A 22,180-nucleotide genomic window follows, 5' to 3' on the forward strand; every position below is an offset into this window, starting at 1 on the left:
GATAAGAGTTCCGCTGGCAAGGATGAATGAGCATGTCACGGTGGCCCGCAGGAGCGGTTTGGACTGGTGGGTAGGCTCGCTAAACAACGGTGCGGAAAGGAATCTGAAATTGAAATTGGACTTCCTTAGTGAGGGAGATTACCAGGCAACGATCTATACCGATGCGGAGGATGTGGAGCGGAATCCAAACAATCTGGACAGACTGGTGCGGAAAGTTACAAGGAAGGATATCATTGAACTGAATCTGGCAAAGGATGGAGGAGCGCTATTACATATCAGAAGGTTATAAGGGTGATGTTTATCAGTTGAAATTGTATTTCAATCAGTTGTTAGTTTGTTAGGATAAGAAGATTGTTCCAGGATAATATTTTTAATCAATGGATTTATAACATGAATAGAAGAAATTTTATAAAGAGAGTGGGCCTTTTGGGGGCAGGATATGCGCTGAATAAAAACTTGATGCTTGCGAATTCAGGCGTAGCTTCGACAGCTACCTCTTTTTCGTCGTTTCCAACAGTAAGGAAGCCTATATCGGAAAGGAACTTCAAAAGTCCTGCCATTGAAAAGGCCATTGCTACTTTTAAACAGAAGGTCAAGAATGAAGAACTGGGCTGGCTGTTTGGGAATTGTTTTCCGAATACGTTGGACACAACCGTTTTTTATTCAGAAAAGGATGGCCGACCGGATACATATGTGATTACCGGTGATATTGATGCCATGTGGTTAAGGGATAGTTCTGCCCAAGTATATCCGTATTTGGATTTCATGTCTGAAGATAAGAACCTGCAAAGACTGATAATTGGCGTTATCAATAAGCAGACCTCCTTTATATTGAAGGATCCGTATGCCAATGCCTTTTATGATGATGATACGAAGTATACAAGATGGAACAGCGATCATACGGAGATGAAACCGGGTATTCATGAGCGTAAATACGAGTTGGATTCGCTTTGCTATCCCATTCGCCTGGCATATGGATACTGGAAAAAGACAAATGATGCTTCTCCTTTCGATGCGCAATGGAAGAAGGCGATAGAAACCATTTTAAGGGTCTGCAAGGAACAGCAGAGAAAAGATGGTAACGGGCCTTATAGCTTTCGCAGAACTTCGGAATGGGCTATAGATGCTGTTCCTATGGGTGGAGTGGGCTATAAAGTAAATCCGGTCGGATTGATTTGTTCTACTTTCAGGCCTAGTGATGATGCTACCATCTTTCCTTTTCTTGTCCCGTCCAATTTCTTTGCGGTGGCCAGTTTGAGGCAGGCTTCCGAAATGGTTCAAAAGATAACCAAAGACAATGTACTGGCTGATGAACTATTGGCGTTGAGTAAAGAAGTTTATAATGCTTTGCAGACTTATGCCGTGGTGAATCATCCGAAGTTCGGTAAAATCTATGCTTTTGAAATAGATGGCTTTGGATCTGCTTATCTTAGTGATGATGCCAACGTCCCTAATCTGCTGGCGTTACCCTATCTGGGTGGTGTTGATAGTGATGATGCAATTTATGCCAATACCAGAAGATTTGTATGGTCGGAATACAATCCTTACTTCTTTAAAGGTTCTTATTTTGAAGGGATAGGAGGACATCATATTGGTACGGACATGATATGGCCGATGAGCCTGATAATGAAAGCCCTGACTGCTCAAGACGATGAAGAGTTACAGCAATGTATCCAGATGCTCCAGAAAACGCATGCCGGTACCGGGTTCATGCACGAGTCGTTCCACAAGGATGATCCCAAGAAATTCACAAGGAGCTGGTTTGCATGGGCCAATACATTGTTTGGAGAATTGCTGTGGAAAACATTCAATGAGAAACCTTATTTATTGGAATATTAATCATCTAATTAATCAATGTAAACAAAAATTTATGAAAAGAATTACAAAATTCAGTTTGTTACTCTCCCTTGTTCTGGGATTGTACTTTCCTACTGTTTTTGCACAGTCGAACATGACGAACGAAATGTTTGACTTGGCAAAGTTGAAGTCGGGTGTAAAAAACAAAAGAATCTCCAGTACAGATCCTACCGGAGGTAACAGAGATCACTTGGAGCCCTTCAAACCAGGTGAGAAACGCATCATTGCAGACATCAAGGGAACGGGAGTCATCAACCACATTTGGGTGACGATTGCGCCTCCACCTCCCACTTTGAGCAGAAACGACATTATCATTCGCATGTATTGGGATGGAAACGACTATCCCTCGGTAGAGTCTCCTATCGGACCTTTCTTTGGGCAGGGATGGGACGAAAGATATAATTATGCATCATTGCCTCTTTCATCAGGTCCTGAAAACGGTACCGGCATGTCATGCTATTTCACTATGCCTTTTGAGAAAGGCGCACGTATTGAAATCGAGAATCAAAGTGACAGGAACATTGATGCCTTCTATTTCTACGTAGATTATCTGGAAATGGACAAGCTTCCCAAAGATATGGGCAGATTCCATGCGTGGTACAACCATAACCTCACGGAGGCCCTTCCCGAAGGTGAAACGGAATGGGGGCTTACCGGAGAGCAGAAACCGAATACTACTGGTAAGGACAATTACGTGTTTGTAGAGACACAAGGAAAAGGTCATTTCGTTGGTATTAACTACTATGTACACTGTCCTACTACTATGTGGTATGGTGAAGGAGATGATATGTGGTTTATTGACGGAGAAAAAACACCTTCATTGATAGGAACGGGTACGGAAGATTTCTTCAATACTTCCTGGTGCCCTAAAGAGGCATTCTCGCATCCTTATTTCGGGTATCCTCGTGTGAATAATGATATCGGCTGGTTGGGACGTACCCATGTTTACCGCTTCTTCATAGCTGATCCCATCTTCTTTGAGAAGAGTGTTAAAGGAACGATAGAGCATGGTTCTAATAATAATTTGACGTTGGATTTGGCAACCGTTGCCTATTGGTATCAAGATTCAGCTGTTGCTCTTCCTGAAGCTCCTACGAAAGCACAAAGAGCACCGAAGCCTTTCATCAATCACATGGACATACATCGTTGGCGTGACGCTTGGCGTAAAGCTAAGGGTAATAAAGCAACTCTTTGGGGAAATGAATAAATAGTTCTCCTCTTTTTCGTATAGGTCCATATCTCTAAGTATTACTCTTTTTTAAGTCTTGCCACTTTGTTGGCAAGACTTTGCCATCGTGTTGGCACAATGTTGCCAATATGTTGGCAAAATATTGCCATTGAACAGGCTGAAGACGGAATTGTCAGTATTGAATTGTAACCAGGTCCTGACAACACCCAATGGGCTAAATTCTTTGGTACGAACGTTATGGTGGTAATGCCGGAGGGGAATTGATTGACGTTTTATGGATAGTATAAGCTTTTATTATTAAAGGGAAAACGGCAAGAAGGGATGCTGGAGAGCAACATAATCCCTTCCTGCCTTTTCTCTATCAATGGATTCATAAATTTAAATGTAATGAATATCAACAAAAAAAGTTTCTTGATTTTCTTGTTCGCTTTTCTGCTGGCAGGGATGTATGTTACAGCTCAAAACCCGTACAGATGGACAGATGAGTTGGAATTGTTGAAAAGAGTGGATAAACTGCCCGAGTATCGTACCGGTTCTTATGTGGAGCAGTTTTCGAGTTATGACAGAACATGGGGTAACGACGATGGTTTTGCCGGAACTTATTCTTTCCTCCGAAAGGAAGGGGATAAACTGGTGATTGCAGAAATGGAGGGCCCTGGAGTAATTAATCGTATTTGGACGCCTACACCGACAGATAATATGCTCTATTTTTACTTTGACGGAGAAAAGGAACCTGGTTTGAAAATAAAGTTCTCGGATTTGTTTTCCGGTAAGGTTTATCCGTTTACAAAGCCCGTTTGTGGCAATGAAATCGGTGGTTTTTATTGTTATCTGCCCATTACGTATAAAAAGTCCTGTAAAATTGTTTTCGATGGACCTAAATTGGAATTCATTCAGATACAATACCGTAACCTGCCGGGAAAGAAGGTGGAAACCTATACCGGTGAATTCTCACAGCAGGATAAGGATTTGTTGGCTGAGGTGAATAGAATATGGGCTGACTTGTCTCCTGCTGTAACGAATTATACCTTTGGAAAATCAGCTGGTGTACAGACGGAAGAAAAGGTATTTACACTGAGTCCGGGAGAAGAAGTTTCTTTCTTTGAGATGGCAGAACCGGGACGTATTGTAGGTATGTCGATTGATGGCGGAACATCTTTTGAAGGTTTATACAAAGATGTGATTCTTTCAGCTAAATGGGATAATGAGAAGGTGGAGGCTATTTATGCCCCCGTTGCTGATTTTTTTGGATATGCCTATGGAAAAGGAGCAATGCGGAGTATCTTAATGGGTAAGCAAGGTACTTCCAACTACTGCTATCTGCCAATGCCTTTTGACAAGTCAGCTTCTATGAAGATGATTTATAAAAAGAGAGAAGGTATTCAGCAATCTCCTATTTCTGTAAACGTTAAAGTGTACTATAACAGTAATAAGCGTAATGTGAAGGAAGAGGGTAAGTTCTATTCTGTATGGCGTAGAGAGAAAACTCCTCTCGGCATTTTCCATAAGTTTGCTGCACAAAAAGGAAAAGGACATTATGTAGGAACCATCCATCAGGCACAAGGCCTGCGTCCGGGAATGACCTTGTTCTTCGAAGGGGACGACAGCACTTACGTAGATAATAAAATGCGTCTGCACGGCACCGGTTCCGAAGACTATTACAACGGTGGCTGGTATGCTTTATTGGATCGTTGGGACAGAGGAAACAGCCTCCCTCTCCATGGTTGTCTGGATTATTCACTTCCGATGGCCAGAACCGGTGGATACCGTTTCTTCTTGGCCGACAAAATGTCCTATGAGAAGGAAATCTATCATGGAATGGAACATGGTGAAGTAAAAAATAATTTCCCGGTAGATTATACATCTGTTGGATTCTTCTATGCAGCCCAGCCATTGCAAGGCAGAGAAGAGCCTACTGCTGAATTACGCACTGTATATCAGCCGACAGAACATATTTATTTCCCTCAATTGATGCAGCTGAGTCTTGGTGGAGGTGTCCAGGTAACAAATGAGCGTGGAATCCGTATGACCACCCAGCATGGAGGAGTAGTGCGCATCATGCTGAACGATGTGCCCGAAGGAAAATATAAAGTGCTGATAAACTATTTCGAGAAACCGAATGGTGCCGACTTCCAGGTTTGGCAACGCCAGAAGCAACTGTCCGGATGGATCTCTACTAAGAAAGACAAAGAAGTGTCTAAAGACAGAGTACATGTAGGAGACATCAATTTGACGGAACAAACCAATTCGGTCACTTTCCATGTGAGAAATAATAACGGTGGGGACCAGTTTGAACTGGGACTGATTATCCTGGAAAGAATGAAGGAATAGATGTGGGAATGTGTACTTGTATATGGAATTGATAAGAATGAGAACTAAACAAATTTTACTGTTCGGGCTTGTTACCTGTAGTTTGACGGGCAATATGGCTTGTAAGGATGCTGATAGTGAAAAAACGCTGTGTATTGATAATGTACGCATGATATCCCGTGTCACGGGTGATCCTTTGCCGGGAGATACATTGCTGAATCCCAATAATACCGGACCTGACTTTGATGTATATGGAACGGATTTGGGGTTAATGTGGCATATGGATGGAAACCGTGTGGGCATGTTTTTCGGAGATACCAGTGGAGAAGGTTTTGTCGTGAATAAAAATGGTGGCAATGGTTCCAACTGGCGTTCCAACGTACTGGCTTTTTCATCGGATACAGAGCTTACAGACGGTCTTAAAATAGATTCAATGCTGCTTGATGCCGATGGTAAGGCGCTTGAGGTATGTGCGGGCGGTAAGACGAATCCGGAGGTATACCAGACTTCCATCCCTACGAGTGCTATTCGGGCCGGTAAAACGGATTGTGTCCATATTATGAACATCTATGATTGGGGAGCGCCTCATGGACGCTGGCTTACCAATTTTTCTTCTGTCTATACTTCCAATGATGACGGTCGGACATGGGAGCGGCGTGAAGAGGTGACTTTTTCTCCCGACAGTCATTTTTCGCAAGTGGCTTATGCCAAACGTGACGGATGGATTTATATGCTCGGCACACAGGCCGGACGTGGTGATGCTGCGTATCTGGCGCGTTTCCTTGAGAAAGATCTTCTGGATATGAAGGCCTATGAATACTGGAACGGTGAAAGTAAAGAGTGGATACGTGGAAATGAGGCTGCCGCTACTCCGGTATTGAGAGGTCCCGTAGGAGAAGCGTCGCTGATATGGCACAAGAAGTTTGAGCGTTGGATTCTGACTTATAATTATGATCCGAATCATGACGAGACTCCTTTGACCAAAAGGCATGCCATTCTTTATTGTACATCGAAGGATCTCGTCCAGTGGAGCGAGCCGAAAGTATTGGCAGAAGCGGACAGATATCCAGCTTTGTATTGCGCTTACATACATCCGTTGAAAGACAATGATGACCAGCTTTGGTTCATCATGTCCATGTGGGGGCCATACAATGCTTTCCTGATGTGTGCCGATATGAAGCTGGAATAATAATCACTTGACTTGAATTGGATATGAAGCTTAGGAATTTATTTTTATTAATAGCTCTCTCGTTACCGGTTTGCTTGTCTGCACAGACAAGCAAACAAATCTATCTGCAACGAGCCGATTCTTTGCTTCAGCAGATACTTACTCTCTATAAAGTGGAGAAGTATGGCCTGCTGACGGAAACTTATCCAAGAAACCCGGAGCAGAGAATTACATATACGGCCAATACCGGCGTTGTTGTTAACCAGCAGGAGGTCTCTTTTTTGTGGCCTTATTCAGCCTTGGTATCCGGTTGTGTTTCTTTGTATAAGGTTTCCGGGCAAAAGAAGTACAGAAAACTGATGGACCGGCAGATAAAGCCGGGACTGGACCTTTATTGGGACTCTACCCGGATTCCCCATTGTTACCAGTCGTATCCGGCTTTTGCAGGTCATAATGATCGTTATTACGATGACAATGACTGGGTGGCCATTGATTTCTGTGATTACTATGAACGGACTGGTGACAAGGAGTATCTGGAAAAAGCCATCCAGCTGCATGACTATATTTATTCCGGATGGTCCGAAGAGTTGGGGGGAGGAATCTATTGGTGCGAACAGAAGAAAGAATCAAAAAATACTTGTTCGAATGCTCCGGCTACTGTTCTCTGTATGAAGCTGTTTAAGTTGACTAAGGATGCGAAATACCTTGAGCAAGCTAAGAAGACCTATCAATGGACCCGTGACAATCTTTGTGACCCTTCTGACTTTGTATATTGGGACAACAAGAATTTGCAGGGAAAAGTGGATCCGGCCAAATATACTTATAACAGCGGGCAGATGATTCAGGCCGGTGTACTTCTCTATCAGGCAACTGGAGAAAAGCGTTACCTGAAGGAGGCGCAGCAGACAGCCGAGGGTTCCTGCCGTTTCTTTCTGAAGGTACAGCCTATTGCAATAGGAGAGATGAAATTCTTCCCGGGAACTCCTTGGTTTAATGTAATCTTGTTCAGGGGCTTGAAGGCACTATATCTGGTTGATAGGAATGAGGCGTACATAAAGACCATGATTGAGAATGCGGATTATGCCTGGAACTATACGCGTGATGAGAATGGCTTGTTTAGTAATGATTGGTCGGGCCACAGAGAAGAGCAGTTCAAAAGTCTACTGGAGAATGCTTGTATGATTGAGCTTTTCGCCGAGATCAGCGAATTACAATGAATAAAACCTTTAAACACAATAAACAATAAATAAACAGAAAATGAAAAAACAGATTGCAGTATTGGTATCCGCCTTGCTAATGGGTGGCGGTACCTATGCTCAGAATGGTGCTCAGGCGCAAAAACCGAAAGCCTACATGGTGTCTGATGCACATTTGGACACACAGTGGAACTGGGATATCCAGACCACAATTAAGGATTATGTATGGAACACGATCAGTCAGAATTTGTTTCTGCTGAAGCAATATCCGGAATACATCTTTAATTTTGAAGGTGCGGTCAAGTATGCTTGGATGAAAGAATATTATCCGGCGCAATACGAAGAGATGAAGAAATTCATAGAGAGCGGTCGTTGGCATATTAGTGGAGCCAGCTGGGATGCCACTGATACGCTGGTTCCTTCCATAGAGTCTGCGATTCGTAACATCATGCTCGGCCAGGATTATTACCGGAAGGAATTCGGTGTGGAGAGCACGGACATTTTCTTGCCGGACTGTTTCGGTTTTGGCTGGACACTTCCTGCCATTGCGTCCCATTGCGGACTGATCGGCTTCTCCTCCCAGAAGTTGCAGTGGCGCAACAAACCGTTCTACGGTAACGACAAATATCCTTTCACTGTCGGCTTATGGCAAGGTATAGACGGCTCTACCATCATGATGACCCATGGATATGATTATAACCAACGTTTTGAGGACGGGGACCTGTCGGAAAACAAGGACTTGTTGGAATTGACCGGCCACTCTCCGCTTCACATGGTCTACCGCTATTACGGTACGGGAGACATAGGCGGTTCACCTACATTGGAGTCTGTACGTGCCGTAGAGAAAGGCTTGCAAGGCAATGGTCCGTTGCAGATTGTCAGTGCCACGAGTGACCGGATATATAAAGACTTCCAGCCTTACGCAAGCCATCCGGAACTGCCCAAGTTCAACGGTGAACTGTTGATGGATGTTCACGGTACCGGATGTTATACTTCCCAGGCTGCCATGAAGCTGTACAACCGTCAGAATGAGCTTTTGGGGGATGCAGCGGAACGCTCTTCCGTTGTAGCCGAATGGCTGAACCAAGCTTCCTATTCCGGAGCTGCATTGACTGAGAACTGGCAGCGTTTCATTTTCCATCAGTTCCATGATGACCTTACGGGAACAAGTATACCGCGGGCTTATGAATTCTCATGGAATGACGAGTTGATTTCCCTCAAGCAGTTCTCCGGTATTCTTACTTCCTCCATTGACGCTGTGGCAAGAAAGATGGATACCAGGGTGAAAGAGATACCGGTGGTGCTTTACAATGCGCTTGGATTCCAGGTTTCCGATATGGCAGAGGTGGAACTTGCCTTGCCAAAGAAACCGAAAGGGATTACCGTATATGATATGAATGGCCGGAAAGTGGCCGCCCAATTGCTGTCCTATGCTGACGGTAAAGCCAGACTCTTGATAGAGGCTATTGTGCCCGCTACCGGTTATGCGGTATATGATGTCCGTACTTCTGGTCCGTCGGCTGACACCCGGGTATCTGTGGATTCCAATGCATTGGAGAATTCCATTTATAAGATAACGCTGGATACAAAGGGTGATATCGTTTCGTTGTTTGACAAGAAGAACGGCAAGGAGCTGGTGAAATCCGGTAAATCCATTCGTCTGGCACTCTTCACGCAGAACAGGTCCTACATGTGGCCTGCTTGGGAGATCTTGAAGGAGACTATAGACCGGGAACCGGTTTCCATCACAGAGGATGTGAAGATGACACTGGTGGAGGATGGTGAGCTGCGCAAGTCACTCTGCATCGAGAAACGTTATGGAGAGTCACTCTTCAAGCAGTACATCCGTTTGTATGAGGGTAGCCGTGCCGACCGCATAGACTTTTACAATGAGGTGGACTGGCAGTTGTCCAATGCTTTGTTGAAGGCCGAATTTCCTTTGAACATGGCAAATACGGAAGCCACCTACGATTTGGGACTTGGAAGTGTGAGGCGGGGCAACAATACGGAGACTGCCTACGAAGTCTATGCACAGTATTGGGCCGATTTGACTGACCGTAGTGGAAACTATGGCGTGTCTGTCTTGAATGACAGCAAATACGGCTGGGACAAGCCGGACGACAACACCCTCCGCCTGACCCTGCTGCATACCCCCGAAACAGACAAGGATTATGCTTACCAGAACCGCCAGGACTTCGGGCATCATTGCTTTACATACAGTCTGGTGGGTCATGCCGGTGGACTTGACAAGGCTGTCACCATAGAGAAGGCGGAGATATTGAACCAGAAGCTGAAAGCTTTCCGTACCGATAAACATAGGGGTACATTGGGTAAGGAGTTCTCTTTCGTCTCTTCCAATAACCGCAATGTCATTATCAAGGCATTGAAGAAAGCCGAGAACTCGGATGAGTATGTAGTGCGTGTCTATGAGATAGGCGGTGAGAAGGTGCAGGATGCGGTACTTTCTTTTGCAGGCGAGATTGCCAGTGCCTGCGAAGCGGATGGCACTGAAAAGAGTATCGGTTCGGCCGAATTCAGTGGAAACGGGCTGTCTGTAAGTATAAAGCCTTATTCTATAAAGACATTCAAGGTACGTTTGAAGTCATCGGGCGAGGACGCTTATCAATTGCAGTATGCCTCTTTACCGTTGTCCTATAACTGTAAATGTTCCTCATTCAACGAGTTCCGCGGTGAAGCTAATTTTGAGTCGGGTTATTCGTTTGCGGCAGAACTGTTGCCCGAATCCCTGACTGTAAACGGGATTCCTTTCCAGCTCGGCGAGAAAGATGCCGCCAACGGAATGACGTGCAATGGTGATACTATTGTTCTACCGGAAGGTAAAAAGTATAATAAACTGTATTTTCTGACTGCCGCTACGGACGGGGACTATGCCGCCACTTTCCGGTGCGGAGGGAACAAGAGTGAGGTCATTGTACCTTCCTATACCGGATTTGTCGGACAGTGGGGACATTCGGGACATACCAAAGGTTATCTGAAGGATGCCGAAGTGGCTTATGTGGGAACTCACCGCCACTCTCCTACAGCCGATGAGGCCTATGAGTTTACTTATATGTTCAAGTTCGGTGTCGATATTCCGGCAGGTGCTGCCAGCCTTATACTTCCGAAGAATGAAAAGGTTGTTCTTTTTGCTGCCACATTGGTGGAGGAAACTCTGAAACCCGTTCAGGTTGCCACTAGCTTGTTCCATACAGCCATCCGTGACAATGAGATGGAGTTGAACAGTGTGGAGGTGGAAAAAGAAAACCTGTTGAAGGGTGCGAAGATTATCGCCTATTCCGGCTATTTTAATGATAATGAGAAGCCCGAACGTATCGTTGACGGGGATGTCGATACCAAATGGTGTGAAGTGGGAAGTGCGTTGAATTATGTGGATTTTGATTTGGGTGAGGCGAAAACTGTGAGCGGTTGGAAACTGGTGAATGCAGGCCGTGAGGACAAAGGGTACATTACTTCCGCTTGCTTCCTGCAAGGCAGAAACAGCCAGACTGAAGAATGGAAGACACTTGACAATATAGATGGAAACCGGCAGAATGTCGTATCACGTATGATTGACACTCCGGCGCAGGTACGCTATGTACGCTTGATGATAACCCGTCCTATGCAGCATGCAGGAGGAAAGGTGTTACGCATCAATGAGATGGAGATTTACTAAAATAATCGGTTATGATGAAAAAACTAGTTTTTGTAATTCAGTTGATATTTCTCTATAGCGGTTTGGCTATGGCCGACCCGGTTATCTCTCTTAAGATATTGTTGCATGAGATGACAGACCGTTCCGTGCTGGCGCGTTGGCCCGAAAATGCCTATACGTGTAAGCAGTTCAGTAGCTACGACCGTAGTTCGCATAACATGACGGATAAGCGTGCCTGGTTTGGTAATTTCGACCAAGGACAGTTTATCCGCCAGGAAGAGAACGGAGGGAGGACGGAATATGTGATGATGGATGCCGAAGGCCCCGGTGCCATAGTTCGTTTCTGGATGACTTTCTCCGGCATAAATCGGGGACAAGGGACTCTGCGTATCTACATAGACAATGAGGAAAAACCGGTAATTGAAGGCAATGTACGTGATATATTGAGCGGACAAGTCCTTTGTGGAGAACCTCTTTCAACTTCAGTACCCGATGAGGCTCCGATGGAAGAAAGAGGGCATAATTTATATTTGCCCATACCTTATGCCAAGCGGTGCAAGGTGACTATCGAATCGCCGGACTTGAAGATTACTCCGGAGGGGAAAATTGAGAGTAAGACCATTGTATACTATGCTATCAATTACCGCACTTATACTTCTCCGGTCAAGGTGATTTCTTTCTCGGCCAAAGAGTTGAAGAAGAATGCCCGGCTGATAGCTGCTGTCAATAAGAAGCTGTCGGAAGGAACACCTGGTATTGATACTCCGCTTGCGGGAAGAGAAAGTACGCTCAATCTGGCGGCTTCTCTGGCTCCGGGTGAAAGCCGTAGTTTTACGATTGACGGCTCTCGTGCCATTCGTCGTCTTTCGATGCGGATTGATGCCGATGACCGTCGCCAAGCACTTCGCTCTACGGTCTTGTCCATTGCCTTTGATGGGGAACTAACTGTCTGGGCTCCGGTCGGTGAGTTTTTTGGGGTAGGCTATTATCCCGTTGCAACTGGTACGTGGTATACGCGGGCCGTGCAGGATGATGTGATGAGTGCATGGTGGGTGATGCCTTTTGAGCGGAACTGTACGATTACCTTGACCAATTATGGGGAACAGCCGGTGGAGATATCCAAGGCTGCTGCAGTTAGTGGAAAGTGGCAGTGGGATGAGCGCTCCATGCACTTTGGTACCACATGGCAGCAGTTTACGCATATCCATGCCCGGGGCGATGAGTTTGCCCAGGACCTTACGTTTGCCGATCTTAAAGGTAGGGGCGTGTATGTGGGAGATGCGGTTACTGTCTATAACCCCAACTTGGGTTGGTGGGGAGAAGGAGATGAAAAGGTGTATGTGGACGGTGAAACCTTTCCGTCACACTTTGGAACGGGTACAGAAGATTATTATGGCTATGCCTGGGGGCGCTATGAACCGTGGATAAACCATCCTTTTGTTGCCCAACCCATAGGAGATGGTTGTTATGCTCACATAGGTTTGGCGCAGAATACCCGTGTTCGTAGTTTGGATGCGATTCCGTTTACCCGGAGCCTGCGCTTTGACATGGAGTTATTCGATTGGTCGAATATACACCTTAATTATGCTCCGATAACCTTCTGGTATATGCTTCCCGGAGGCGAAATACAGCCGAAACCCTTTGTGAGCGATGTACGCGAACGGGTTGCCAACCAACCGTCAGATATTTTCGGTTCAGGGATGAGTCTGGTTGTGGAGGGCGAAGTCATGCAGCCTCGTCCGGGGCATATGGGTTCCGTTGAATTGCAGACCAACTTCCACCCCTTGTGGAGTGAGGGTATGCAGCTCTACTGGAAAGAGTTTAAACCGGGAGATAAGCTGTCATTAGTTTTTGACAGTGAAGTGGAAGGAATTTATTATGCGAAAATACAGTTCACTGTGGCGCCTGATTATGGTACATTTGCCCTTCGTGTAAATGATAAGGTGATTACTCCGGAAGTCAGTCTGACCAATGGAGAAGTGTCTCTGCTTTTGGTGAATCTTGGGCGGGTCAATTTGAAAAAAGGAAAGAATGAGTTGCAGATTGAGTCGATTGCACTGGCTCCGGGACATGATACCGGTTTCTTTGGGATTGATAAGTTGACTCTTCGCAAATAATTCTGTAGACGTCTCTATCGCAGGGATTGTACTTGTATGGATAGCTTTGGATAAATAAAAGTCCAAGGCTATCTTTTTTGTATCAGTTCTTTTTCTATGATAAAATGCTATCTTTGTCCTCAAAATAATAGGTAAGATGAAACTTCGTTCACTCTATATCCTTTCTATTGTAGGGCTGCTACTGGTAATTGTGGTGCAGATTGGTGGTATGATGTATGCTTACGACAATACCAAGAAAGAGGCGGAACGCGCACTGAACGAATGTTTCCGTCTGGCTTTTATCGAAACGGTGGACAACGAGATTAATAATTTACCGTTTCCTGACATGACTATCCCTTTTTACTCGTATCTATCCAAAGACAGTATCAGGTCTTTCGAAGATGAGATGTTTTTAAACTATCAGCAGGCAGCTTCCTTTCTCGAAGATGTATATCATGTCGCCATTCCATTAGATGTGATGGCGAGGTTGGTAGAGAAGAAACTGAAATGGAAAAATATAGACCGGACTGTAAATATCCGTCCTGCGACGGACAGAAGCAAGCGTTCGGTATATGTACGGTTCAAGTCTGTTCTTTCGGAAAAAGCCTGGTTGAATGAGAAGAAAGGAGAGGCCATTGAAGCTGTCATGTTTTCTCCTTTTATACCGCTTGTCAAGGATATAGTCTTTTTGTTCCTTCCTACGCTTCTCTTGGTTGTTTTTCTGGTGTACAGTTGGGCCAGGCAAATGGATTCCATACTTAAACAAGGTAATGATATTGAGAAGCAGCGGTCTGCTTTTTATGTGCTGGCAGAAAAGATGAGGTTGCCGATAGGTGAGGTACGTAGTCAGATATCGGAGAGCCGGTGGGCAGATATAGAAGCCTCGGGGCAACATTTGCTGGACATGACAGAACATACGCTTACGGGAGCTAAGCAAAGCGAACGGCAGCGGCAGGTGCGCAAGCAATATTCTTTTAAAGTCTTTTCGATTGTCGGGTTGATTGCCGGCTGTCTGCTGATGGTAGTCTGGTTTGTCTATCTGTACCGTGCTTCTTTCAAAGAAACTGCCTATCAGGTAAATGATTGTTTTGAAGCAGCTTTTTATGACGAGGTCTTGAAACGCCGCCTTTCTTTGCTCTACGAACAGACTGATAGGGATGGAAAGGATGAATGGGAAGAGAGTGTTGAATCGCCTTTTGCAAAGGAGCAAAGGGAATTTCTGGAGAAAGAGCAGTCGAAGTATAAGGTGAACCGCTTTGGAGTGGTACATATGTACAATCCGGTCGATTTGAATTATCGACTACGCTCTGCTTTGATTATGCAGCGCAGCATCAATGAAAGCGGAATGGAACTTCCTCTCTCCGTGCAGTACCTCGATTCTGCTTTTGCTTCCAGGTTGGAAGCCTTGGGAATGACCTATAAGAGTGGTATCCGCCAGTACTACGCTCCCTCCGATAGTACAGTGGTGGAAGCAGGATATGCCTCGGCAAAATATCAGGATATTTCTTCCCGGTTTATACCGTTGAAGGAGGACAGCATCCTTTGTATACAAGGTGTGGTGAAGAATCCGTATCGCTACGTCATAAGTTCCGTATGGTATCTGTTTCTGCCTCTTTGGGTGATGTTTTTGGTGGTGTTGGACTGTATTCTCGGCCAGGTGAAAGTTTTGCGTACACAGCGGCATTTGGAGCAATTCCAGAAGGATTTTACTTATGCTATGATACACGACATGAAGTCTCCTCTGAGTTCCATCCTGATGGGAGCTCATATTCTGAATAGCGGCAAATTGTCCGGTAAGCCTGGAAAAGAAGAGAAATACCGGCAGGCGATGATGGAAGAGTGTGAGCATCTGCTTACCCTTTCCAATCGTGTACTGGTACTTACCAAGCTGGATGAGGGACATTTGGAACTCCATCAGGAAGAGGTGCCTTTGCGGCCTTTACTTGATGATATAATTGCCAAAATTTCTCTGAAAACCAGCAAAAGGGTAGAATTTACGACCGTTTATCATCGTTGTGAAATGGTGTATGCCGATGCCTTCTGTTTGCGTGAAGTGTTGGGCAATCTGCTGGACAATGCCATTAAATATTCCCATGAAGAGGTAAAGATAGATATTATTTGCGAATTGGAGAAAGGCTTCTGCAAGATAAAGGTGTGTGACAACGGATTGGGTATTCCCTTAAAAGACCAGTCTCTTATCTTCAACCGTTTTGAACGTTCTGCAGCAGTCGGGCGAAGTGGAAGGGGCGGTGCTGCAGGTTTTGGTCTGGGCCTGAATTATGTACAGCAGGTGATGCTGGCACATGGCGGCAGGGTAGAAGTGGAAAGTGAAGAGGGGTGCTTCAGTGAATTTACACTCTACTTTCCTATTGAGACTGTATAAATTTACCACACGTGGAAATTCAATCCTTCTGATTTGTCAGTAATATAGGAGTCTCCGCCGAATGAGCGTAATTGCCAGAGGATGTAAAGGTCGTCGAAACTCATGACAGCCAGTAATATTCCAAATCGTGTGACATCATAATTGCCACTTGTCATACCATATATAAGGGGCAATATACCCAGTAGCAGGAAGGGCAGCAGGCATGTGGTGCGATATTGCCACATGCGTATCGGCGAAAACAATCTGAACAACAGTTTATGTAGGAATAGATTTACCAGGACAGCTGCCAATATACACATGGAGAATCTGACCAGCGATAGATGGCTGGTTGTTTCTCCATGTATCGACTGAAACAGAATCAGCATTGGTACTGCAAATACTATGGCAGCTATGATGCCGTATTTATTAATCCTCTTGCCCGAAACTACTATCTCTGTCCCTTTTCGGCTTTTTGTTATTGAAATATCTGCTTTCATAGTGTGGATTTTTTGTATTGATGTTGCAAAGGTAGAGTGGGGCACATGCTTCATAAGTTATCGCTACGTTAATATTAGGTTAAGAGGCGTTGTTTTCCTCGTTTATTTTATAGCAATATGACTGTTGCATTCATTCTTTTCCTTATTTTTGCAATATATAATAAACGCATTATGATAAAGTTATTGTTGGTAGAAGACGATGCAAGCTTGAGATATATAGTTCAGGGCGGGTTGGAAGATATGATAGGCGGTTATGAAGTGATTGCTGCCGCCAATGGCGAGGAGGGCTTGAAACAGTGGAAAGAACAACATCCTGATGTGATAGTATCTGATATAGAAATGCCCGTTATGAACGGTTACGAGATGGTGAAGCGTATCCGCGAGACAGATGGGGAAACTCCGATTCTGTTCTCCTCTGCCCTAATATCTCCTAAAGATGTGGTAAAAGGTTATGAAATCGGTGCCAATAACTATATAAAGAAACCGTTCATTCCCGAAGAACTGGATGCACATGTCCACGCCTTATTGAAGCTTTCCAAAGGCGAAAAATCGAAAGACACGAGTCAATGCTACAAGATAGGCAAGGAATATGTGTTGGATGCCACACATGCCACTTTGAAACATGCTTCGGGTGTAAACAAGACTTTGACTGTGCGCGAGACAGGTTTGTTGCAGATGCTTTGTGAGAAGCGGGGAGACGTTATCCGCCGGGAAGCTATCTTGGATAAATTCTGGAATACGGAAGATGATTACTTTGCTTCCCGCAGCCTGGATGTATTTGTGACGAGACTTCGGAAATTTCTTTCGGAAGACGAGTCGGTAACCATTAAAACAGTGAAAGGAGTAGGATTGATACTGATAGAAAATTAATAATGTATCCTTCTATATTGCAATAATTTAGCAGTACATGTACTGTTCTTCTGGTTTATTTTCGTTATTTTTGTATAGCAGTATTATATGAATATAAAGAAGGAGGGTATATGCGTATAAAACGGAAAGTCAGTATCTCTTGTCTTGGTGGCCGTTTGGGAATCTGCCTGCTGTTGGCTTTTGTGCCGCAATTGCTTTTTGCGCAGGAAGACAGTGTACGTTTCATTCGTGACAGTATACAGATACAGCCGGAATTCAATGAATCTCTATTCTCTCCTTTTGAGCTTCCTTCTGAAAACTCTGCCCCTTCTTCCATGTTTCATCCGGAGCACTCCTATTCCCTGCCCGATTTTTCACTGAAAGAGTCTCTTCGTCTGCCTTATCAGACCAATCCTTCCCTGCTATTTCGGGGAGATTACAGTACAAGCGGTGTATTAAGACAGTTTCCTCACGGTATGTTATTCGGTTCCGGTGGGCAGACCAGCGTACCGGGTATCGGACGTTTCAACAATGCTTCCCTGGGATATCAGCATGCCTTTAACCAAAGGCTGACGCTCCAGCTTGGCGTAGATGCCATGAAGATAAATATGATTCATTCCACCGGGCAGGCTTTCAGTACTTCGGGAGCTTTGCGGTATCAGGCTTCGGACCGTGTAGCTTTTAAGGTTTTCGGTTCGTATGCCATAGGAAATACTTACGGGATGGATACCCACCGCTACGGTGCCACCATGTCTCTGGATATGTCCGAACGTTTTGGTATGGAAGTTGGAGTACAACGTTATTACGATGCTTATCGCGGTCGTTGGGAGACGGTTCCCGTTGTGATTCCCTATTATAATTTCGACAAGTTTAAATTAAGTCTGGATGTAGGTGGAATTTTGTATGAGATTCTGCGTAACACCGTCTTTGATAATAGAGGGGGCAGTGGCGGAGCGACTATTGCCCCACCACGTTTTCAGATGCCGCCATTGAGATAAGATAAGTATACATCAGCTTTTTGTAGGGACAATCATCAAACAGTTTACTACTGTTACATAATATTATTGCTAATGTAGAAATACTTTCATGATATTTCGTTTATTTTTTGTTTTGCTGTTCGTTTTTGTGCGGACAGTTGTCCGAAAATGGACATTACTATAAAATAGTTATTCTTTGATAATCAGTGATTTAATTCTTTGGCACGCAGATTGACTATATATAGGCGAAGGCGGTTACGAAACAACAACCTCCTCAGAGAAAGAAGTAATAACAATAAAAAATAACGATTATGAAAGCAACAGTATTTTCAAAAGCAGTGGTAATGATGGCAGTGGTAATGGCAAGTGTAATGAACTTTTCTGCAAGTGCGGCAACTCCTGCCGATTATGTGAAAAACGAGGAGATGACCGGCGAACTGATGACCGCCAAGACTATCTTCCGCAATGAGGACGGACACCTTTTCCGTCACCTCCGCTACACTTACACTTATGACAGTGAGAACCGTGTGACGAGCAAGGAAGCTTTCAAGTGGGATAGCGTAAAGGAAGCCTGGGTGCCTTATTTCAAGCTGGATGTTGAATACACTGACAGTGAAGTTGAGTTGAACTATGCCCGTTGGAACAGTAGAACTAATGGTTACGACAGCTATACGCAAACTACCGTTTACGAACTGAATGACAGCAATGCGGCTTTGATGTTGGCAAGTACCAAATAAAGGATAATATATCAAATACAAAAGAGCCAAGTATCGTGAGGTGACACACCTTTGATACTTGGCTCTTTTTCGTTGAGGAAATGTATTATTGTTTCTCTGTTATCAGTCCGACAGCATAATTCAGCACTGTATCTTCATCCTTCATGAAATCTGCTACGGTTTGGGATACTTGATGATGGGGCGGTATGCCTATACCTTCCATGGGGAAACCTTTAGAAGAGACGTCCGGCTGGCGGGTAGGGATACGGAAATAGGTCCGCTGTTTGGTACAGAAAGGACGGGGGCCATTGCCGGTATCCCCTCCGGTAGCTTCGCCGATGAGGGTGACATTTCCGCTTTCCTTCATGTCGAGTGTGAAGCTCTCGGCAGCAGAGAGCGTATATGTGTCGGTCAGCAGATAGATTTTACCTTTATAGGCGTCGGCTTCGGGCTGCATGATGTAGCTCTTGCTGACGCAGTGTGGTTGTGCTTCGCGGATGAAGTACTTGCAGATGTTTACTCCATTCATGCTGTTTCCTCCGCCGTTTCTACGTACGTCTATAATGAGGTATGGTAAATCCTTGACTTTGGGATAGACCGCCTTGAAATCTTCCATGACGGGGTTCATCATGGTTTTGATGGTAAGGTAACCAATGCTGTCTTGTAATATCCTGCTCTCCACAGTTTGTTCTTCGTTATCCGGAAAATAGTCCCTTTGTTTCAAGGGAAGGGTGACGGTCAGAGTATCGCCCCCTCTCAGCAGTGTATAGTTTCTTAGGGTGTCTGCATAACTACGGAACGCATCATAGGCTGTACGGAGCCGTCTGTGGGGGACGGTAGATGCTTCGGTATATTTTTCGTTCTGTTCAATCCATTGTTTATAGGGGAGTCCGTTGATAGCTATAATCCGGTCTTTGTCCTGGAAGCCGTATTCTGTCAGATAGTCATTGGGTTTGTCAACGAACAAGAAATCCTCTATAAAGGCTACGCGCTGATTGGCTGTGTACCTCTTGTAGCAGGTAATGGCGTGGGCGCATTGTAAGGCAGAGATGTATTCCTGCACTATCAGTCCGTAGTCTGTGGTGGTCTGCGCCTGGCGAACGCGGGCGTCACAAGCTTGATACAATGAATCCATATTCAGATGCTTGGCTTGGTATAATGAATAATTCTCCATGACAATCTGGTGTATTTCTTTGAAATCTTCTTCAAACTGCGAGGGGGTTAACGGTAGTTCCGCGATGTAGAAGTTTTCTACATCAATCTGCTTGTCATTATAGAAATAGTTGGCATAAACATACAAACCACACCAAATGGTTGCCAGTACAGCCATTACGATGACTATTACTTTTGAAATTTTTTTCAGAATCTTCATGTTTTATAGAGTTTAGTCGATATTTGCTTTTTCGGCAAAAATAGTAATAATTTTTGTTAATCTTATTTTTCTAACTCCTTATTTGCCAATAATGGTAACATGGAGGTAACTAACTGAGCTTCAAGTGCCTTCTTGTACGATGTCTGGTAGTTGGCTAACTTTGCAGCCGTAAATCAAAACATACTAAGGAGAAGTGATTATGAAGAACTATCAGAAAGTAAATGTGCCCGCAGGCGAGGCACGTGTCGAGTTGCACGATTCATTGAATCTGACTGGTGCAGAAGTATCTATCAGCAATTTGCCGGCTGGTGCAGGAGTACCTTTTGTGCATTCGCACAAGCAAAATGAAGAAATTTATGCCGTCCTCTCCGGACGCGGCACCATGGTGGTTGACGGAGAAACCGTAGAACTGCAGGCGGGTGACTGGCTTCGCGTGGCTCCGGCAGGAGAACGCCAATTGTCGGCTGCGGCAGACAGCGCCATCAGTGTGATTTGTATTCAGGTGAAAGCCGGCTCTCTGGAAGGCTTTACGATGACGGACGGTGTGGTGAAGTAAGAGGAAGTCACACAAGTAGAATTAAGGTGATAGGGGATGGTCTGTGGTGCAGGCTATTCCCTATTGTCATATGATGTGCAGTGATTTATTGACTGCGATTTGTTTTAAGTCAAAATAATCATATATTTTGTACTATACCTAAGAAAACAGACTATGTCAACTGATGCAATAAAACAGAAATTATGATTAAATTGAAGAAAGAGCATTGTTTCTGTCACATAACGAGGACCCAATCAAAGAGCTTAAAACTAAGAATTGAAAACATAATATCATGACCCAGCATAATGCCATCAAGCTTTTCGAAGCGAAGAAAGTCCGAACCGTTTGGGACGACATAGAAGAAAGATGGTACTTCTCAATAGTAGATGTGGTGACAGTCTGCTGTATGCCTATCCAGTTACGTCTCCGATAGATTGGAAAAGGAAAGATATAAGAGGAAACGTGTTTTCATTTTGTTCTTGTTTTGGGCGCAAAAGTAATAAATATCTCCGTTAACCTAACATTAACGTAACGATAACCTAAAAGCTTTTTACCACCTCCTATCTTTGCAATGTCGAAAGGGAACAACTCCCCCAAAGACAAGAACTTGAAACAAAATGTATAACTTAAAAAATAGAACCATTATGAAGACTTTAGTAATTTCAGCAATCATCGCAATGACCTCTTTAGTAAACGTAGTAAGCGCAGCAGCCGTTAACCGTACAGACAACTTTGCCTATAATACCGAAACCAACGACGGCCGTGTGGAAACACAAACCGTATTCAAAGTGGAGAATCAGAAATTCCTGCACCGCCACCTGAAGTACAATTACATTTACGACAACTCCGGTCGCATCTCCCAAAAAGAAGTGCTGAAATGGAACGAATCCACGCAAAGCTTTGAGAAGCACCACAGTCTTAACTTCTTCTATACGGACGACGTCACTGTGGAATACGCCCTCTGGAACGAGCAAAGCAATGCCTACACCGACATCAAGCAGAAAGCCGTCTATCGGCAGACCGACAGCAGTGTCTTGCGCTACCTCAGCTACGAATGGGACGAAAAGAACAATGACTGGAGCTTGACAGCAGACCATCACATGACGGATGAATCTGTGCAGCTATTGGCAGAGAAATAAGAACAGATTTGAATAAACTGATTTTCTGTAATTATATAGGCAATGCGTTTTTTTGTTTTCCGGCACCAGGGAAGGCAGAGTTCCCCGGTGTCGGAGAGGGTGTTCCTCGGTGCCGGAGAAATACCCATTTAAAAGGCGTTTGGAGTGGCATTACGCATTGCAACATTGAAACGCCAAAATTGTCAATAAGAAAAAGGATGATACCATGCTGGAAAATCCAGTGTAAGCTGCCCCCTAAAACCAAGCGATTCTGCCCCCTTAAAAC

Annotated in this window: 18 protein-coding genes; 15 read left to right on the top strand and 3 right to left on the bottom strand. The window is 44.6% G+C overall.

The annotated features are described in order from the left end of the window. The 9 genes from DWX62_RS21040 to DWX62_RS21080 all read left to right on the top strand — a co-directional run. On the top strand, positions 1-289 hold a 289-nt coding region (locus DWX62_RS21040), incomplete at its 5' end, for a glycoside hydrolase family 97 C-terminal domain-containing protein (protein WP_199670732.1). Between the two features lie 101 nt (positions 290-390). Further along, positions 391-1,839, top strand: a complete 1,449-nt coding sequence (locus DWX62_RS21045; protein ID WP_057258992.1) for a glycoside hydrolase family 125 protein — start codon at positions 391-393, stop codon at positions 1,837-1,839. A 31-nt stretch (positions 1,840-1,870) separates the two neighbouring features. Beyond that, complete coding sequence (locus DWX62_RS21050; protein ID WP_057258994.1) at positions 1,871-3,064, top strand: glycoside hydrolase family 172 protein; 1,194 nt, start codon at positions 1,871-1,873, stop codon at positions 3,062-3,064. 369 nt (positions 3,065-3,433) lie between these two features. Next, positions 3,434-5,377, top strand: coding sequence for a glycoside hydrolase family 172 protein (locus DWX62_RS21055; RefSeq protein WP_057259008.1), 1,944 nt, complete (start codon positions 3,434-3,436; stop codon positions 5,375-5,377). Positions 5,378-5,399: 22 nt separating this feature from the next. After that, complete coding sequence (locus DWX62_RS21060) at positions 5,400-6,545, top strand: DUF4185 domain-containing protein (protein WP_005833955.1); 1,146 nt, start codon at positions 5,400-5,402, stop codon at positions 6,543-6,545. A gap of 23 nt (positions 6,546-6,568) precedes the next feature. Continuing rightward, positions 6,569-7,741 carry a glycoside hydrolase family 76 protein gene (locus DWX62_RS21065; RefSeq protein WP_057258996.1) on the top strand — a complete coding sequence of 391 codons (1,173 nt, stop codon included), beginning with the start codon at positions 6,569-6,571 and terminating at the stop codon, positions 7,739-7,741. Between the two features lie 40 nt (positions 7,742-7,781). Next, positions 7,782-11,393: a glycoside hydrolase family 38 C-terminal domain-containing protein gene (locus DWX62_RS21070; RefSeq protein WP_120027481.1), complete on the top strand. Its 3,612-nt coding sequence runs from the start codon at positions 7,782-7,784 to the stop codon at positions 11,391-11,393. A gap of 11 nt (positions 11,394-11,404) precedes the next feature. Further along, positions 11,405-13,489, top strand: coding sequence for a DUF2961 domain-containing protein (locus tag DWX62_RS21075; RefSeq protein ID WP_120027482.1), 2,085 nt, complete (start codon positions 11,405-11,407; stop codon positions 13,487-13,489). Positions 13,490-13,625: 136 nt separating this feature from the next. Next, positions 13,626-15,851, top strand: coding sequence for a HAMP domain-containing sensor histidine kinase (locus DWX62_RS21080; RefSeq protein WP_044467317.1), 2,226 nt, complete (start codon positions 13,626-13,628; stop codon positions 15,849-15,851). 2 nt (positions 15,852-15,853) lie between these two features. Here DWX62_RS21080 and DWX62_RS21085 read toward each other — a convergent pair whose 3' ends face one another. Next, complete coding sequence (locus DWX62_RS21085) at positions 15,854-16,327, bottom strand: metalloprotease family protein (RefSeq protein WP_230373589.1); 474 nt, start codon at positions 16,325-16,327, stop codon at positions 15,854-15,856. Positions 16,328-16,498: 171 nt separating this feature from the next. Between DWX62_RS21085 and DWX62_RS21090 the strand changes: the two genes are divergently transcribed. From DWX62_RS21090 to DWX62_RS21100, 3 genes are all read left to right on the top strand, one after another. Further along, positions 16,499-17,197, top strand: coding sequence for a response regulator transcription factor (locus tag DWX62_RS21090; RefSeq protein ID WP_057087546.1), 699 nt, complete (start codon positions 16,499-16,501; stop codon positions 17,195-17,197). 110 nt (positions 17,198-17,307) lie between these two features. Beyond that, positions 17,308-18,174: a hypothetical protein gene (locus tag DWX62_RS21095; RefSeq protein WP_008662202.1), complete on the top strand. Its 867-nt coding sequence runs from the start codon at positions 17,308-17,310 to the stop codon at positions 18,172-18,174. Positions 18,175-18,464: 290 nt separating this feature from the next. After that, complete coding sequence (locus tag DWX62_RS21100) at positions 18,465-18,890, top strand: DUF3836 domain-containing protein (RefSeq protein ID WP_008662201.1); 426 nt, start codon at positions 18,465-18,467, stop codon at positions 18,888-18,890. Positions 18,891-18,975: 85 nt separating this feature from the next. Here DWX62_RS21100 and DWX62_RS21105 read toward each other — a convergent pair whose 3' ends face one another. After that, a complete protein-coding gene (locus DWX62_RS21105) occupies positions 18,976-20,241 on the bottom strand; it encodes a S41 family peptidase (RefSeq protein ID WP_005824806.1) in 1,266 nt (421 codons plus the stop codon). 199 nt (positions 20,242-20,440) lie between these two features. Here DWX62_RS21105 and DWX62_RS21110 point away from each other — a divergent pair, with 199 nt between their 5' ends. The 3 genes from DWX62_RS21110 (at position 20,441) to DWX62_RS21115 (ending at position 21,915) form a co-directional block, all read left to right on the top strand. After that, positions 20,441-20,797 (top strand): cupin domain-containing protein, encoded by a 357-nt coding sequence (locus tag DWX62_RS21110; protein WP_005824807.1) that lies wholly within the window; start codon positions 20,441-20,443, stop codon positions 20,795-20,797. A 271-nt stretch (positions 20,798-21,068) separates the two neighbouring features. Beyond that, complete coding sequence (locus tag DWX62_RS22090; protein ID WP_005824809.1) at positions 21,069-21,209, top strand: hypothetical protein; 141 nt, start codon at positions 21,069-21,071, stop codon at positions 21,207-21,209. Positions 21,210-21,393: 184 nt separating this feature from the next. Beyond that, entirely contained in the window at positions 21,394-21,915 is a 522-nt protein-coding gene (locus DWX62_RS21115) for a DUF3836 domain-containing protein (RefSeq protein ID WP_005824811.1), read from the top strand. A 31-nt stretch (positions 21,916-21,946) separates the two neighbouring features. On the opposite strand, the gene DWX62_RS22165 is transcribed toward DWX62_RS21115, so the two are convergent. Further along, positions 21,947-22,180 (bottom strand): hypothetical protein (locus tag DWX62_RS22165; RefSeq protein ID WP_207806029.1); only part of this gene is annotated, 234 nt, incomplete at its 5' end.

Source organism: Bacteroides sp. AF20-13LB, assembly GCF_003603065.1.
Taxonomy (GTDB): Bacteria; Bacteroidota; Bacteroidia; order Bacteroidales; family Bacteroidaceae; genus Bacteroides; species Bacteroides uniformis.